The organism is Pseudomonas iranensis, from assembly GCF_014268585.2.
Lineage (GTDB): Bacteria > Pseudomonadota > Gammaproteobacteria > Pseudomonadales > Pseudomonadaceae > Aquipseudomonas > Aquipseudomonas iranensis.
The window spans coordinates 1888815-1903346 of sequence record NZ_CP077092.1; the positions used below are offsets into that span (position 1 = coordinate 1888815).

The 14532-nt window shown below is 61.4% G+C and carries 17 protein-coding genes; all 17 read left to right on the forward strand.

The features are described from left to right. Positions 1 to 116 precede the first annotated feature (116 nt). Positions 117 to 446 (forward strand): flagellar hook-basal body complex protein FliE, encoded by a 330-nt coding sequence (gene fliE, locus HU724_RS08350; RefSeq protein ID WP_016771081.1) that lies wholly within the window; start codon positions 117 to 119, stop codon positions 444 to 446. Positions 447 to 460: 14 nt separating this feature from the next. Beyond that, positions 461 to 2248 (forward strand): flagellar basal-body MS-ring/collar protein FliF, encoded by a 1788-nt coding sequence (fliF, locus tag HU724_RS08355; protein ID WP_133340562.1) that lies wholly within the window; start codon positions 461 to 463, stop codon positions 2246 to 2248. After that, on the forward strand, positions 2241 to 3260 hold the full coding sequence (fliG, locus tag HU724_RS08360) for a flagellar motor switch protein FliG (protein WP_039761172.1): 1020 nt from the start codon (positions 2241 to 2243) through the stop codon (positions 3258 to 3260). Before fliF ends, fliG begins: the two co-directional genes overlap by 8 nt. A 4-nt stretch (positions 3261 to 3264) precedes the next feature. Next, on the forward strand, positions 3265 to 4071 hold the full coding sequence (gene fliH / locus HU724_RS08365; protein WP_186565994.1) for a flagellar assembly protein FliH: 807 nt from the start codon (positions 3265 to 3267) through the stop codon (positions 4069 to 4071). Continuing rightward, positions 4061 to 5419, forward strand: a complete 1359-nt coding sequence (fliI, locus tag HU724_RS08370; protein WP_016771077.1) for a flagellar protein export ATPase FliI — start codon at positions 4061 to 4063, stop codon at positions 5417 to 5419. The genes fliH and fliI overlap by 11 nt, the downstream gene beginning before the upstream one ends. 6 nt (positions 5420 to 5425) lie before the next feature. Next, positions 5426 to 5875: a flagellar export protein FliJ gene (gene fliJ, locus HU724_RS08375; RefSeq protein WP_016771076.1), complete on the forward strand. Its 450-nt coding sequence runs from the start codon at positions 5426 to 5428 to the stop codon at positions 5873 to 5875. 190 nt (positions 5876 to 6065) lie between these two features. Continuing rightward, complete coding sequence (locus HU724_RS08380) at positions 6066 to 6371, forward strand: STAS domain-containing protein (protein WP_016771075.1); 306 nt, start codon at positions 6066 to 6068, stop codon at positions 6369 to 6371. A gap of 5 nt (positions 6372 to 6376) precedes the next feature. Continuing rightward, positions 6377 to 8080 (forward strand): ATP-binding SpoIIE family protein phosphatase, encoded by a 1704-nt coding sequence (locus HU724_RS08385; protein ID WP_186565992.1) that lies wholly within the window; start codon positions 6377 to 6379, stop codon positions 8078 to 8080. 30 nt (positions 8081 to 8110) lie between these two features. Next, entirely contained in the window at positions 8111 to 8458 is a 348-nt protein-coding gene (locus HU724_RS08390) for an Hpt domain-containing protein (RefSeq protein ID WP_130901802.1), read from the forward strand. 105 nt (positions 8459 to 8563) lie between these two features. Next, positions 8564 to 9931: a flagellar hook-length control protein FliK gene (locus HU724_RS08395; RefSeq protein WP_186565989.1), complete on the forward strand. Its 1368-nt coding sequence runs from the start codon at positions 8564 to 8566 to the stop codon at positions 9929 to 9931. Between the two features lie 337 nt (positions 9932 to 10268). After that, a complete protein-coding gene (gene fliL, locus HU724_RS08400) occupies positions 10269 to 10772 on the forward strand; it encodes a flagellar basal body-associated protein FliL (protein WP_016771071.1) in 504 nt (167 codons plus the stop codon). A 9-nt stretch (positions 10773 to 10781) separates the two neighbouring features. After that, positions 10782 to 11750 (forward strand): flagellar motor switch protein FliM, encoded by a 969-nt coding sequence (gene fliM / locus HU724_RS08405; protein WP_003222890.1) that lies wholly within the window; start codon positions 10782 to 10784, stop codon positions 11748 to 11750. A gap of 55 nt (positions 11751 to 11805) precedes the next feature. Further along, positions 11806 to 12264: a flagellar motor switch protein FliN gene (gene fliN / locus HU724_RS08410; RefSeq protein ID WP_016771070.1), complete on the forward strand. Its 459-nt coding sequence runs from the start codon at positions 11806 to 11808 to the stop codon at positions 12262 to 12264. Then, positions 12265 to 12717, forward strand: a complete 453-nt coding sequence (gene fliO, locus HU724_RS08415) for a flagellar biosynthetic protein FliO (protein ID WP_150742468.1) — start codon at positions 12265 to 12267, stop codon at positions 12715 to 12717. Beyond that, a complete protein-coding gene (fliP, locus tag HU724_RS08420; RefSeq protein ID WP_071171446.1) occupies positions 12717 to 13475 on the forward strand; it encodes a flagellar type III secretion system pore protein FliP in 759 nt (252 codons plus the stop codon). Before fliO ends, fliP begins: the two co-directional genes overlap by 1 nt. Next, positions 13472 to 13741 carry a flagellar biosynthesis protein FliQ gene (gene fliQ, locus HU724_RS08425; protein ID WP_016771067.1) on the forward strand — a complete coding sequence of 90 codons (270 nt, stop codon included), beginning with the start codon at positions 13472 to 13474 and terminating at the stop codon, positions 13739 to 13741. Before fliP ends, fliQ begins: the two co-directional genes overlap by 4 nt. Before the next feature lie 3 nt (positions 13742 to 13744). Beyond that, positions 13745 to 14530 carry a flagellar biosynthetic protein FliR gene (fliR, locus tag HU724_RS08430; protein WP_073472764.1) on the forward strand — a complete coding sequence of 262 codons (786 nt, stop codon included), beginning with the start codon at positions 13745 to 13747 and terminating at the stop codon, positions 14528 to 14530. Positions 14531 to 14532: the final 2 nt, after the last annotated feature.

The following is a 14532-nucleotide window of genomic DNA, read 5'->3' on the forward strand; positions in this document are numbered from 1 at the left end:
AACATTCCAGATGCTTTTCTCAGAAGGGTGCCCACTAGCTGGCACCCTTGTTGCTAATACCTGTGTACCCGCCGAGTGAGTGTCAAAAAATTGCGGGCCGCCCAAGAGAGTAGACCATGAGCCAAGGTATTGAATTTAATCGGTTGATGATGGACATGCAGGCCATGAAAGTGGATGCCATGTCTGCGCGTAAATCGACTGCCGCTGTCCCTGAAATCGCGGGCAGCAGCTTTTCCGACATGCTCGGTCAGGCGATCAATAAAGTCAGCGATACCCAGCAGGCGTCGACTCAACTGGCCAACGCGTTCGAGATCGGCAAGAGCGGTGTCGATCTGACCGACGTCATGATTGCGTCGCAAAAAGCCAGCGTGTCGTTCCAGGCTCTGACCCAGGTGCGCAACAAGCTGGTCCAGGCTTACCAAGACATCATGCAGATGCCGGTTTAAGGGCGAAATAAGTCATGGCAGAAGCAGTCGCTGATAACGTTCCGGCCAAGGCCACCCCGATCGACGGCAAACCGCCGCTGTTCGGCCTGTCCTTTCTGGAAAACCTTTCCCAGATGACCGTGCTGCGTCAGGTCGGCCTGTTGGTCGGTCTGGCTGCGAGCGTGGCGATTGGCTTTGCCGTGGTGCTGTGGTCGCAGCAGCCGGATTACCGTCCACTGTACGGCAGCCTTGCCGGCCTGGACGCCAAGCAGGTCATGGAAACCCTGGCCGCCGCTGACATCCCTTACAACGTAGAACCCAATTCCGGCGCCTTGCTGGTCAAGGCCGACGACCTGTCCCGTGCGCGGATGAAACTCGCTGCCGCTGGTGTCACTCCCAGCGACGGCAACATCGGTTTCGAAATCCTCGACAAGGAACAGGGTCTGGGCACCAGCCAGTTCATGGAAGCGACCCGTTATCGTCGCGGCCTCGAAGGCGAACTGGCGCGGACCATCTCCAGCCTGAACAACGTCAAGGGTGCCCGCGTGCACCTGGCGATTCCGAAGAGTTCGGTGTTCGTCCGTGACGAGCGCAAGCCAAGCGCTTCGGTACTGGTCGAGCTGTACAGCGGGCGTTCGCTGGAGCCGGGTCAGGTGGTGGCGATCATCAACCTGGTGGCGACTTCCGTGCCCGAGTTGAGCAAATCGCAGATCACCGTCGTCGATCAGAAGGGCAACCTGCTCTCCGATCAGGCGGAGAACTCGGAAATGACCATGGCCGGCAAGCAGTTCGATTACAGCCGCCGCATGGAAAGCATGCTCACCCAGCGCGTGCACAACATTCTGCAACCGGTACTGGGCAACGATCGCTACAAGGCTGAAGTTTCGGCCGACGTCGATTTCAGTGCCGTCGAATCGACTGCCGAGCAATTCAACCCGGACCAACCGGCGTTGCGCAGCGAGCAGTCGGTCAACGAACAACGCACCGCCAGCAATGGCCCGCAAGGTGTGCCGGGTGCCCTGAGCAACCAGCCGCCGGCGCCTGCCTCGGCGCCGCAGACCACCGGTGGCACCGCCGCACCGGCCGGGATGATCCAGCCGGGTCAGCCACTGGTTGACGCCAACGGACAGCAGATCATGGACCCGGCCACTGGCCAGCCAATGCTCGCGCCGTACCCGGCGGACAAGCGTCAACAATCGACCAAGAACTTCGAGCTCGACCGTTCGATCAGCCACACCAAGCAGCAGCAGGGCCGTCTCAATCGCCTGTCGGTGTCGGTGGTGGTCGACGATCAGGTCAAGGTCAACCCGGCCAACGGTGAAACCAGCCGTGCGCCGTGGAGCGCCGACGAATTGGCGCGCTTCACCCGTCTGGTGCAGGACGCGGTCGGTTTCGACGCCAGCCGTGGCGACAGCGTCAGCGTGATCAACATGCCGTTCTCCGCCGAACGCGGCGAAGTGATTGCCGATATTCCGTTCTACTCCCAGCCATGGTTCTGGGACATCGTCAAACAAGTGCTGGGTGTGCTGTTCATCCTCGTACTGGTGTTTGGTGTGCTGCGTCCGGTGCTCAACAACATCACCGGCGGTGGCAAAGGCAAGGAGCTGGCCGGTCTGGGCAGCGACGTGGAACTCGGTGGCATGGGCGGCCTGGACGGCGAACTGGCCAACGACCGCGTGAGCCTCGGTGGTCCGCAGAGCATTCTGTTGCCGAGCCCGAGCGAGGGTTATGACGCGCAGCTGAATGCAATCAAGAGTCTGGTAGCTGAAGACCCGGGTCGCGTGGCTCAGGTCGTAAAAGAGTGGATTAACGCAGATGAGTGATAACCGAGCCGCCGCCGTCAAACTGACCAAGGTCGACAAAGCCGCGATTCTGCTGCTGTCCCTGGGTTCGACCGATGCTGCGCAAGTGCTGCGCCACATGGGCCCAAAAGAGGTTCAGCGCGTCGGCGTGGCCATGGCGCAGATGGGCAACGTCCATCGCGAACAGGTCGAGCAGGTGATGAGCGAGTTCGTCGACATCGTCGGCGATCAGACCAGCCTCGGCGTCGGTTCCGACGACTATGTGCGCAAGATGCTCACCCAGGCCCTGGGCGAAGACAAGGCCAACGGCCTGATCGACCGCATCCTGCTCGGTGGCAACACCAGCGGCCTCGACAGCCTGAAATGGATGGAACCGCGCGCGGTCGCTGACGTGATCCGTTACGAACACCCGCAGATCCAGGCGATCGTGGTCGCGTACCTCGACCCGGATCAGGCCGGTGAAGTGCTCGGCAACTTCGACCACAAAGTGCGTCTGGACATCATCCTGCGCGTTTCATCGTTGAACACCGTGCAACCGGCCGCCTTGAAAGAACTCAACCAGATTCTCGAGAAACAGTTCTCCGGCAATTCGAACGCCTCGCGCACCACCCTGGGTGGCATCAAGCGTGCGGCCGACATCATGAACTTCCTCGACAGCTCGATCGAAGGCCAGCTCATGGACTCGATCCGCGAAGTCGACGAAGACCTGTCCGGTCAGATCGAAGACCTCATGTTCGTCTTCAACAACCTCGCCGACGTCGACGACCGTGGCATCCAGGCGCTGTTGCGCGAAGTGTCTTCCGATGTGCTGGTGCTGGCCCTCAAGGGTTCGGACGAAGGCGTCAAGGAAAAGATCTTCAAGAACATGTCCAAGCGTGCCGCCGAACTGTTGCGCGACGACCTCGAGGCCAAAGGCCCGGTGCGCGTCAGCGACGTCGAAACCGCGCAGAAGGAAATCCTCACCATTGCCCGTCGTATGGCCGAAGCCGGCGAGATCGTGCTCGGTGGCAAGGGCGGCGAGGAAATGATCTAAGCCCATGGATAAGCCTGACGAGTCTGTGACGGATCTGATCCGCGCCCGCGATGTTCGTGGTTTCGAATCCTGGGCGCTGCCCAGCTTCGACCCGCCGAAACCGGAACCCGAGCCGGAGCCGGAACCCGAGCCGCCGGAAATGGAAGAAGTGCCGCTGGAAGAAGTCCAGCCACTGACTCTGGAAGAACTCGAAAGCATCCGTCAGGAGGCTTACAACGAGGGCTTCGCCATCGGCGAAAAGGAAGGTTTTCACAGCACCACGCTGAAGGTGCGTCAGGAGGCTGAAACGGCGCTGGCGGCGAAAATCGCCAGCCTCGAGCTGTTGATGGCCAACCTGTTCGAACCGATCGCCGAGCAAGACACCCAGATTGAAAAGTCGCTGGTTGACCTCGTGCAACACATCACCAAGCAGGTGATCAAGCGCGAACTGGCCATCGATTCAACGCAGATCGAACACGTAATGCGCGATGCCCTCAAGCTATTGCCGCTGGGCGTGGAAAACGTGCGCCTGTACGTCAATCCGCAGGATTTCGCCCAGGTCAAAGCCCTGCGCGAACGCCACGAAGAAACCTGGCGCATCGTTGAAGACGAGTCGCTGTTGCCGGGCGGCTGCCGGGTTGAAACCGAACACAGCCGCATCGACGCCAGTGTCGAATCGCGGGTGACCCAGGTCATGGCCAAGCTGTTCGACCAGTTGCACGAGCAGGCCTTGCATCCGGCAGCGCCTGACTTGAGTCTGGACATTCCCGAAGACACCTCAGTGGCTGTCGACTCTGACGAGCCGCGCGCGGACGCCAGCGATGCGCCTTGAACGCACCAGCTTCGCCAAGCGCCTGAGCACCTACGCCGAGGCCACCGAGATTGCCGGCGCGCCGATCCTTGAAGGTCGGCTGCTGCGCATGGTCGGCCTGACCCTCGAAGCCGAAGGCTTGCGCGCCGCCATGGGCACCCGTTGCATGGTGATCAATGACGACAGCTACCACCCGTCCCAGGTGGAAGCGGAAGTCATGGGTTTTTCCGGCAGCAAAGTCTTTCTGATGCCGGTCGGCAGCGTCGCCGGCATCGCCCCGGGCGCCCGCGTGGTGCCCCTGGCCGATACCGGTCGTTTACCGATGGGCATGAGCATGCTCGGCCGTGTCCTCGACGGCGCCGGCCGTGCGCTGGACGGCAAGGGCGGCATGAAGGCCGAAGACTGGGTGCCGATGGATGGCCCGACAATCAACCCGCTCAACCGTGATCCGATCAGCGTACCGCTGGACGTCGGCATCCGTTGCATCAACGGTTTGCTGACGGTCGGCCGTGGCCAGCGTCTGGGTCTGTTCGCCGGTACCGGTGTCGGTAAATCGGTGCTGTTGGGCATGATGACCCGCTTCACCGAGGCCGACATCATCGTCGTCGGCCTGATCGGTGAGCGTGGTCGCGAAGTTAAAGAATTCATCGAACACATTCTCGGTGAAGAAGGCCTCAAACGTTCGGTAGTGGTCGCCTCGCCAGCGGACGACGCACCGCTGATGCGTATGCGCGCGGCGATGTATTGCACGCGCATCGCCGAGTATTTCCGCGACAAGGGCAAGAACGTTCTGCTGCTGATGGACTCGCTGACCCGTTTCGCCCAGGCCCAGCGGGAAATCGCTCTGGCCATCGGTGAGCCGCCAGCAACCAAGGGTTATCCGCCCTCGGTGTTCGCCAAACTGCCGAAACTGGTGGAGCGCGCCGGTAACGCGGAGAAGGGCGGTGGCTCGATCACAGCGTTCTACACCGTACTGTCCGAGGGCGATGACCAGCAGGATCCGATTGCCGACTCGGCGCGCGGTGTACTCGACGGCCACATCGTGCTGTCGCGGCGCCTGGCCGAGGAAGGCCACTATCCGGCGATCGACATCGAAGCCTCGATCAGCCGGGTGATGCCGGCGGTGGTTTCGCCGGATCACATGCAGCGCGCGCAGTACTTCAAGCAGTTGTGGTCGCGCTATCAGCAGAGCCGCGATCTGATCAGCGTCGGTGCCTACGTGGCCGGTGGCGATCGCGAGACCGATCTGGCGATTTCCCTGCAACCACAATTGGTCAGGTATCAGCGCCAAGGCCTCAACGACAAAATCAATCTGGGTGAGAGCCAGGCCTATCTGGAAACCCTGTTCGCCCCTGCGGCGGGCGGGTAACCGGCCATGGCCGTCAGCCGCGCCGCGCGCCTGGCACCGGTGGTGGACATGGCCGAAAAGGCCGAGAAAGCCGCCGTGCAGCGCCTCGCCTACTTTCAGGGCCAGGTCAAAGTTGCCGAAAGCAAACTGGCCGACCTCAATGCCTTTCGTCTGGATTACTCGCAGCAATGGATCGTGCGCGGCAGCACCGGCGTGACCGGGCAATGGCTGCTGGGCTTTCAGGGCTTTCTGGCGCAACTCGACACCGCCGTCGACCAGCAACGGCAGAGCCTGGTCTGGCATCAGAACAAACTCGACAAGGCGCGTGAGGAGTGGCAGCAGGCGTTTGCCCGCGTCGAGGGTTTGCGCAAACTGGTGCAGCGCTATCGCGACGAGGCGCAACGCCTTGAAGACAAGCGCGAGCAGAAGCTGCTGGATGAATTGTCCCAGCGCTTGCCACGGCGTGATGCCTTCTAAACCACACTGCCAAACCCTGTGGGAGCGAGCCTGCTCGCGAAAGCGCCGTGTCAGTCAACCCTGTAGTCAACTGACAGAATGCCTTCGCGAGCAGGCTCGCTCCCACACTTGTTCCACCGTTGCGCCTTGCCCCAACCCTATCCAGGTGCTACACCTTGTACAGGTTCGTCAATGACAAGGAAGCCAGTCAATGTCAGTCGTTACAGAAGTCTCTCCAGACCAGAAAAAGCTCACCATCGCCGTCAAAGGCCGGTTCGATTTCGGTCGCCATCAGGAATTTCGCGAGTCGTATGAACGGCTCCCACACAAACCCGAATCCATCGTGGTCGACCTCAAAGAGGCGACTTACCTCGACAGCTCCGCGCTGGGCATGCTGCTTTTGCTGCGTGATCACGCCGGTGGCGACGAGTCGGATATCCGTGTCGTCAACAGCAGCTCCGATGTGAAGAAAATCCTCGCGATTTCCAACTTCGACAAGCTCTTCGACATCAGTTGACGCCCATGCAGGCGCAAGAGCCGCTGACCATTCTTATCGCCGAAGACAGCGCCGCCGACCGGCTGCTGCTGTCGACCATTGTCCGCCGTCAGGGCCATCAGGTGCTGACGGCGGCCAATGGTGCCGAGGCGGTCGAAACGTTCAAAGAGCAGCAGCCCGATCTGGTGTTGATGGACGCGCTGATGCCGGTGATGGACGGCTTCGAAGCGGCGCGGCAGATCAAGGCACTGGCGGGTGAAGCGCTGGTGCCGATCATCTTCCTCACCTCGCTGACCGAGAGTGAAGCGCTGGCCCGGTGTCTGGAGGCTGGCGGCGACGATTTTCTGGCGAAGCCGTACAACCAAGTGATACTTGCCGCCAAAATCAAGGCGATGGATCGCTTGCGCCGCCTTCAGGCAACGGTCTTGCAACAGCGCGATCTGATCGCCAGACATCACGACTATCTGCTCAACGAACAACGCGTGGCCAAAGCGGTGTTCGACAAGGTCGCGCATTCCGGTTGCCTGAGTGCGCCGAATATCCGATACCTGCAATCGCCTTACGCGCTGTTCAATGGCGATCTGCTGCTCGCGGCGTACACGCCGGCCGGTGACATGCACGTCATGCTCGGCGATTTCACCGGGCATGGCTTGCCGGCGGCGGTAGGGGCGATGCCGCTGGCCGAAGTGTTTTATGGAATGACCGCCAAGGGCTATGGCCTGGCCGAAACCCTGCGCGAGATGAACGCCAAGCTCAAACGCATCCTGCCGGTGGACATGTTCTGCTGCGCTACGTTGCTCAGTCTGAGTTTCCAGAGCCGTTCGGTGGAGGTGTGGAACGGCGGCATGCCCGACGGTTACTTGCACCGCATGGCAAGTGGCGAACGCGTGCCGTTGCCGGCGCGGCATTTGCCCCTGGGGATTCTCAGCGCGCAAGCCTTCGATGACCGTACGGATGTGTATCCGATGGCCGTCGATGATCGGGTGTTTCTGTTATCGGACGGGGTGATCGATACCTGCGATGCCAATGACCAGTTGTTCGGCGTCGAGCGCTTGCAGCAGGTGTTTGCGGGGAACCGCGAGCCGGATCGGCTGTTCGAGGATATCGAACAGGCACTGCGCGATTTTCGCGGACAGGCCCGTGATGATGTGAGCATGGTCGAGGTCAGTCTGCTTGAGTCGGCACAGGCCCACGGCGCGGCGCCGGTGTATTCCGACAGCGGCCAGTCGTGCCCGCTGGACTGGTCGGCCAGTTTCGAGTTTCGCGGCGCCACGCTCAGGCGCTTCAATCCGCTGCCGTTCCTCTTGCAGTTGCTGCTTGAGGTGCATGGCCTGCGCGCGCAGAGCGGGGCGCTGTACAGCGTGCTCGCCGAGTTGTTTTCCAATGGCCTGGAGCATGGCGTGCTCGGGCTGGACTCCAGCCTTAAACGCGATGCGGCAGGTTTCGCCCGCTACTATGAAATGCGCGCGGCGCGGCTGGAGGCGCTGCAGGATGGTTATGTGCGCGTGCATTTGCAGGTGCAACCGCAAGGCGAGGGCGGGCGGCTGGTCATCCGCGTCGAGGACAGCGGCAAGGGCTTTGATGTGGCGCGGGTCATGGAGCGGCCCGTGGATAACGCCCGCTTGTCGGGACGCGGCATCGGGCTGGTCCGGCAACTGGGGCGCAACGCCAGTTGGTCGGACCAGGGTCGTAGTGCCAGCGTGGAGTTTTTCTGGGAGATTGAGGCATAATCCGCCCATTCTTGATCAAGGAGTGAGCAAGTGACAGACACACATGTAGATCGCGAAGTCCTCGATACTTTGCGCGAGGTGATGGAGGACGGCTATACGGAATTGCTGGAGACTTTTCTGGCAGATTCGCAAAGCCGCCTGCACGAGTTGCAGGACAGCACCAGCGCTAAAGCGCTATCCGATGTAGCCCATAGCTTCAAGGGCAGCGCGAGCAACATGGGCGCGGTTCGACTGGCCGAGTTGTGCCAGGACCTTGAGTCGAATGCCAAGGACAAAAGTCCGGAAGCGCTCGCTCAACTGGTGGCCGATATCCATTCCGAATTCGCCGAAGTACGCCCGGTGTACGAAAGCGAAAAGCACCACGCCCACATCCACTGAAGCTGCCGTACGGCGCTTTTCGCAAGTGTCAGGCCAAACTGGCCCGGCACTTGCAGTCATCTTGCTCAACTGTACCTACGATCCCAGTGCAGCGGAGACCGTGTCATGCCTGCGACCCCCAACATTCTTCTTCAGACCGCCGCTCAGGCCAAGGCGCAAGCCGCCTCTGCCAAATCGTCGGCAATGGCCGCAGACGCCGGGGACAACGCCTCCAGCTTCGCCAAAGTGTTCGCCGATCAGGCGCCGGCCAAGTCTGCCGTGAGTGCTGACAATTCAGTCAAGCCGGCACGCGACAAGGTCGCGGACAGCAGCGGCAAAAAGGATATCGGCGAAGATCAGTCTGCCGCGCCCGAGCCAGCAGTTGCCGATAGCGGCAAAGCGTTGCCTGCCGACAAAGCGGCGACGAGCGACGACGCGACTGCCACTGCCGATGACACCACTGAAACGGTACAAACCCCTGTGGCCGATGCCGCGCCTGTAGATCCGGCGCTTGATCCGGCCTTGGCGCAAGTCGTTCAGCCGTTGGTGGCAGCGCCTGTGGTGCAAGCACCAACAGTCACCACGCCAGCCCAGCCGGAAACCGAAACGCCTGCATTGGCGGTCGTGTCGGGCATGGTCAAAGATCCGGCGGCCACCGACAGCGAATTTGATCCAACAGCCGACCCGCTCGATTCGCTGCCGGCCGTGCGCATGGCGATGGAGCAGGGCGGGCATATTTCTGCCGCCAGCCAGGCGCAACCGAAAGCCACGCCTGCTCAAGCTCAGGCTGACGGCGAATTGACCGCCGCGCAGAACTTTGCCGCCGGCATGGCCAGCATGCTCGACGTGCAGGCCGACAAGGACAGCACCAGCCAGGGCGGCGAAAAAGCTTTCAGCGGGTTGATCGACGATGGTCTGAAGGACCTGAAATCCGCCACCAGCGACACCCGCGTCGACGACTTCGCCAACCGTCTGGCGGCACTCACCCAGGCCGCTACGCCGAAAACCGCCAATGCGCTGCCGGTAAATCAGCCGATCGCCATGCACCAGAGCGGCTGGACCGAAGAAGTGGTCAACCGCGTGATGTACCTGTCCAGCGTCAACCTGAAGGCCGCCGACATTCAGTTGCAGCCGGCGGAGCTGGGGCGTCTGGATATCCGCGTGAACATGGTTCCCGATCAGCAGACCCAGGTCACCTTCATGAGCGCGCATCCGAGCGTGCGTGAAGCGCTCGACAGCCAGATGCACCGCCTGCGCGACATGTTCAACCAGCAGGGCATGGGCCAGGTCGACGTCAACGTCGCCGACCAGAACCGTGGCTGGCAGGGGCAGCAAGGGCAGGAGCAGGCGCAGCAGGGGCAGAGTGGCCGGACCAGCGCTGCGGGTGGCCGCTTGGATTCGGCGGATGAGGAATTGGCACCGGCTACTGTCGCTGAAGTGGCGGCGCAGACTACCAGCGTCATCGGTACCAGCGCGGTCGACTATTACGCCTGAGCAAATCAAGAGCCCCTCACCCTAGCCCTCTCCCAGAGGGAGAGGGGACCGATTGGGGAATCTTGAAGAACTACGCCGACCTGAACGAGCATCGCTGAATCCGTTCGACATTCGGCGACCTGTTGATTCCCGCCCTGAACTTGCAATCACCTCGGTTGTGCAGGTCGATGTCCAGCCCCATTACATCTCGGTCGGCCCCCTCTCCCTCCGGGAGAGGGCTGGGGTGAGGGTGCTTTTGACTTTAGCGTCGTTCTCGACCTCCGACACTTCTGGCATAACACTTGCTCTTGCCTTGCCGTGCGACTGTGAAACCCCCGATTAGTGACGGATTATTGGCATGGCGAAGAGCGAAGCTGCAGCAGTAAAAGACCCCGCAACCAAAGGCAAACTCAAGCTGATCATCGTGATCGTGCTGGCGTTGCTGGTGGCCATTGGTGCATCCGTCGGGGCGACCTGGTTCTTCATGCACGGCGCGCAGAGCAAGCCTGCCGAGGCCGCTGAAGCAGCGCCGGTCGGCAAGCAGGCGGCGATTTTCGAGCCGATGGCGCCGGCCTTCGTTGCCAACTACAACCAGAACGGCCGTCAGCGCTACATGCAGGTGAGCATCACCATGCTGGCGCGTAATCAGGCCGATCTGGACGCGCTCAAAGTGCACATGCCGGTTATCCGCAACAACCTGGTGATGCTCTTCTCCGGTCAGGATTTCGCCACCCTGGCGACACCGGTCGGACAAGAGATGTTGCGCCAGAAGGCCACCGCCAGCGTCCAGGAAGTGGCGCAGAAAGAACTGGGCAAAGTGGTCATCGAACAGTTGCTTTTCACTAATTTCGTACTGCAGTAGGAACACGACATGGCCGTGCAGGATCTGCTGTCCCAGGATGAAATCGATGCGCTGCTGCATGGCGTCGATGATGGTCTGGTACAGACCGATAATGCTGCCGAACCCGGCAGTGTCAAAAGCTACGACCTGACCAGCCAGGATCGCATCGTCCGTGGACGCATGCCGACGCTGGAAATGATCAACGAGCGCTTTGCCCGCTACACCCGCATCAGCATGTTCAACATGCTGCGCCGCTCGGCGGACGTGGCTGTCGGTGGCGTGCAGGTGATGAAGTTCGGCGAATACGTGCACTCGCTGTACGTGCCGACCAGCCTCAACCTGGTCAAGATCAAACCGCTGCGCGGCACCGCGCTGTTCATCCTCGACGCCAAACTGGTGTTCAAGCTGGTGGACAACTTTTTCGGTGGTGACGGCCGTCACGCCAAGATCGAAGGGCGTGAGTTCACCCCGACCGAACTGCGCGTAGTGCGCATGGTGCTCGAGCAGGCTTTCGTCGATCTGAAGGAAGCCTGGCAGGCGATCATGGAAGTCAATTTCGAGTACATCAACTCGGAAGTGAACCCGGCCATGGCCAACATCGTCGGCCCGAGCGAAGCGATTGTGGTCTCCACCTTCCACATCGAACTCGATGGCGGTGGCGGCGATCTGCACGTGACCATGCCGTACTCGATGATCGAGCCGGTGCGCGAGATGCTCGACGCCGGTTTCCAGTCCGACCTCGACGATCAGGACGAGCGCTGGGTCAACGCCCTGCGCCAGGACGTGCTCGATGTCGACGTGCCGATCGGTGCCACCGTGGCCCGCCGCCAGTTGAAGCTGCGCGACATCCTGCACATGCAACCGGGCGATGTGATCCCGGTCGAGATGCCGGAAGACATGATCATGCGCGCCAACGGCGTGCCGGCCTTCAAGGTCAAGATGGGCTCGCACAAAGGCAACCTCGCGTTGCAGGTGATCGAGCCGATCGAGCGTCGCTGAGACGGCGCTTTTCACCCCCGTATTTAACCGAATTGTTGCCCGCCGAGGACACATGATGAACGACGATATGAACGCGCAGGACGACCAGGCTCTGGCCGATGAATGGGCTGCGGCCCTGGAAGAAACCGGTGATGCCGGCCAGGCTGACATCGATGCACTGCTGGCTGCCGACGCAGGCACTTCCAGCTCCAACCGTCTGCCGATGGAAGAGTTCGGCAGCGTGCCGAAGAACAACGATCCGGTGACCCTCGACGGTCCGAACCTGGACGTGATCCTCGACATCCCGGTGTCGATTTCCATGGAAGTCGGCAGCACCGACATCAACATCCGCAACCTGCTGCAACTCAACCAGGGTTCGGTGATCGAGCTTGATCGTCTGGCCGGTGAGCCGCTCGACGTGCTGGTCAACGGCACCCTGATCGCGCACGGCGAAGTAGTGGTGGTCAACGAGAAGTTCGGCATCCGCCTGACTGACGTGATCAGCCCAAGCGAACGCATCAAGAAGCTGCGCTGAGTGAAAAGGTTTCTCTGGGTGCTGCTGGCATGGCCGTTGGGCGTGCTGGCTGCCGAGCCGAGCGCAACCACCGCTGCCCCTGCCGCCACCGCGCCGATGGTCAACAGCGGCGTGGCCGGTCAGTTGACGCAACTGGTGTTCGGTTTGCTGCTGGTGCTGGGCTTGATCTTCTTCCTCGCCTGGCTGCTGCGCCGCGTGCAACAGGCGGGGCCGGCGGGCAAGGGCCAGGTGATCGAGTTGATCGGTTCCCGCGCGCTCGGCCCGCGTGACCGCTTGATGCTGGTGCAGGTCGGCAATGAGCAGATTCTGCTCGGCCTCAGCCCCGGCACCATCACCGCGCTGCACGTGCTCAAAGAGCCGGTCGAAGTCCCCACTGCCAGCGAAAAAGCGACGCCGGAATTTGCTCAGCATCTGCTGAAGATTCTTGGCAAGGACCAAAAGGATACGAAGTAATGGGTGCGCTCCGCATCGTCTTGACGCTGCTCCTGTTGCTGGCCGCGCCGCTGGCGTTCGCCGCCGATCCGTTGTCGATCCCGGCGATCACGCTGGGCACCAATGCCGACGGCGCGCAGGAATATTCGGTCAGTCTGCAGATCCTGCTGATCATGACCGCGCTGAGCTTTATTCCAGCGGCGGTCATCCTGATGACCAGCTTCACGCGGATCATCATCGTCTTCTCGATCCTGCGTCAGGCCCTCGGCCTGCAACAGACGCCGTCGAACCAGATCCTCACCGGCATGGCGCTGTTCCTGACGCTGTTCATCATGGCGCCGGTGTTCGACCGGGTGAACAACGACGCGCTGCAACCGTATCTGGCGGAAACCCTAACCGCCCAGCAGGCGGTGGAAAAGGCTCAGGTGCCGATCAAGGACTTCATGCTCGCGCAGACCCGCACCAGCGATCTGGAGCTGTTCATGCGCCTGTCCAAGCGCACCGACATCGCCAGCCCGGATCAGGCGCCGCTGACCATTCTGGTACCGGCGTTCGTGACCTCCGAGCTTAAAACCGCCTTCCAGATCGGCTTCATGATCTTCATTCCGTTCCTGATCATCGACCTCGTTGTCGCGAGCGTGCTGATGGCCATGGGTATGATGATGCTCTCGCCGCTGATTATCTCGCTGCCGTTCAAGATCATGCTGTTCGTGCTGGTCGATGGCTGGGCGCTGATCATCGGTACTCTGGCCAGCAGTTTTGGAGGTGTTTCGCCATGACGCCGGAAGTCGCGGTCGATATTTTTCGTGAAGCCCTGTGGCTGACCACCATGATGGTCGCCATCCTGGTGGTGCCGAGCCTTTTGGTCGGCCTGCTGGTGTCGATGTTCCAGGCCGCCACGCAGATCAACGAACAGACCCTGAGCTTCCTGCCGCGTTTGCTGGTGATGCTGGTGACCCTGATCATCGGCGGTCCGTGGATCGTGCAGACGTTCATGGAGTACATCATCCAGCTGTACAAAAACATTCCGATGGTCATCGGCTAAGCCATGCAGTCGCTGCTTCAGCTGACCGACACCCAGATCAGCACCTGGGTGGCGTCATTCATGTTGCCGCTGTTTCGCGTGGCGTCGATGCTGATGGTCATGCCGGTGTTCGGCACCACCCTGATTCCGCGGCGCGTGCGCCTGTATTTCGCCGTGGCGATCACCGTGGTCATCACCCCGGCGCTGCCGCCGATGCCGGCCGTCAGCCCGCTGGATCTCAGCGGCCTGCTGCTGATCGGCGAGCAGATTCTGGTCGGCGCCGTGCTCGGCTTTTCCCTGCAACTGTTCTTCCAGGCTTTCGCCGTCGCCGGGCAGATTGTCGCGGTGCAGATGGGTATGGGCTTCGCCTCGATGATCGACCCTACCAACGGCGTTTCGGTGGCGGTGATCGGGCAGTTCTTCACCATGCTGGTGACGTTGCTGTTCCTGTCGATGAACGGCCATCTGGTGGTGTTCGAAGTCCTCACTGAAAGTTTCACCACGCTGCCGGTCGGCGGCGGTCTGATGGTTGCGCATTACTGGGAACTGGCCGGCAAACTCGGCTGGGTACTCGGCGCCGCATTGCTGCTGGTGTTGCCGGCCGTCACCGCACTGTTGGTGGTCAATATCGCGTTCGGCGTGATGACCCGCGCCGCGCCGCAACTGAACATCTTCTCGATCGGTTTTCCGCTGACCCTGGTGCTCGGCCTGTTCATCGTCTGGGTCGGCCTTGCGGACATTCTCAACCAGTATCAACCGCTGGCCAGCGAGGCCTTGCAGTTGCTACGCGAACTGGCACGGGCGCGCTGAGT

Excerpts from the sequence above, each read along its gene's own strand:
- fliP (WP_071171446.1), top strand. The coding sequence starts at position 12,717 with ATGGGTGCGCTCCGCATCGTCTTGACGCTGCTCCTGTTGCTGGCCGCG.
- fliQ (WP_016771067.1), top strand. The coding sequence starts at position 13,472 with ATGACGCCGGAAGTCGCGGTCGATATTTTTCGTGAAGCCCTGTGGCTG.
- fliN (WP_016771070.1), top strand. The coding sequence starts at position 11,806 with ATGAACGACGATATGAACGCGCAGGACGACCAGGCTCTGGCCGATGAA.
- fliG (WP_039761172.1), top strand. The coding sequence starts at position 2,241 with ATGAGTGATAACCGAGCCGCCGCCGTCAAACTGACCAAGGTCGACAAA.
- fliH (WP_186565994.1), top strand. The coding sequence starts at position 3,265 with ATGGATAAGCCTGACGAGTCTGTGACGGATCTGATCCGCGCCCGCGAT.
- fliF (WP_133340562.1), top strand. The coding sequence starts at position 461 with ATGGCAGAAGCAGTCGCTGATAACGTTCCGGCCAAGGCCACCCCGATC.
- fliL (WP_016771071.1), top strand. The coding sequence starts at position 10,269 with ATGGCGAAGAGCGAAGCTGCAGCAGTAAAAGACCCCGCAACCAAAGGC.
- HU724_RS08395 (WP_186565989.1), top strand. The coding sequence starts at position 8,564 with ATGCCTGCGACCCCCAACATTCTTCTTCAGACCGCCGCTCAGGCCAAG.
- fliM (WP_003222890.1), top strand. The coding sequence starts at position 10,782 with ATGGCCGTGCAGGATCTGCTGTCCCAGGATGAAATCGATGCGCTGCTG.
- HU724_RS08385 (WP_186565992.1), top strand. The coding sequence starts at position 6,377 with ATGCAGGCGCAAGAGCCGCTGACCATTCTTATCGCCGAAGACAGCGCC.
- fliE (WP_016771081.1), top strand. The coding sequence starts at position 117 with ATGAGCCAAGGTATTGAATTTAATCGGTTGATGATGGACATGCAGGCC.
- fliI (WP_016771077.1), top strand. The coding sequence starts at position 4,061 with ATGCGCCTTGAACGCACCAGCTTCGCCAAGCGCCTGAGCACCTACGCC.
- fliR (WP_073472764.1), top strand. The coding sequence starts at position 13,745 with ATGCAGTCGCTGCTTCAGCTGACCGACACCCAGATCAGCACCTGGGTG.
- fliJ (WP_016771076.1), top strand. The coding sequence starts at position 5,426 with ATGGCCGTCAGCCGCGCCGCGCGCCTGGCACCGGTGGTGGACATGGCC.
- HU724_RS08380 (WP_016771075.1), top strand. The coding sequence starts at position 6,066 with ATGTCAGTCGTTACAGAAGTCTCTCCAGACCAGAAAAAGCTCACCATC.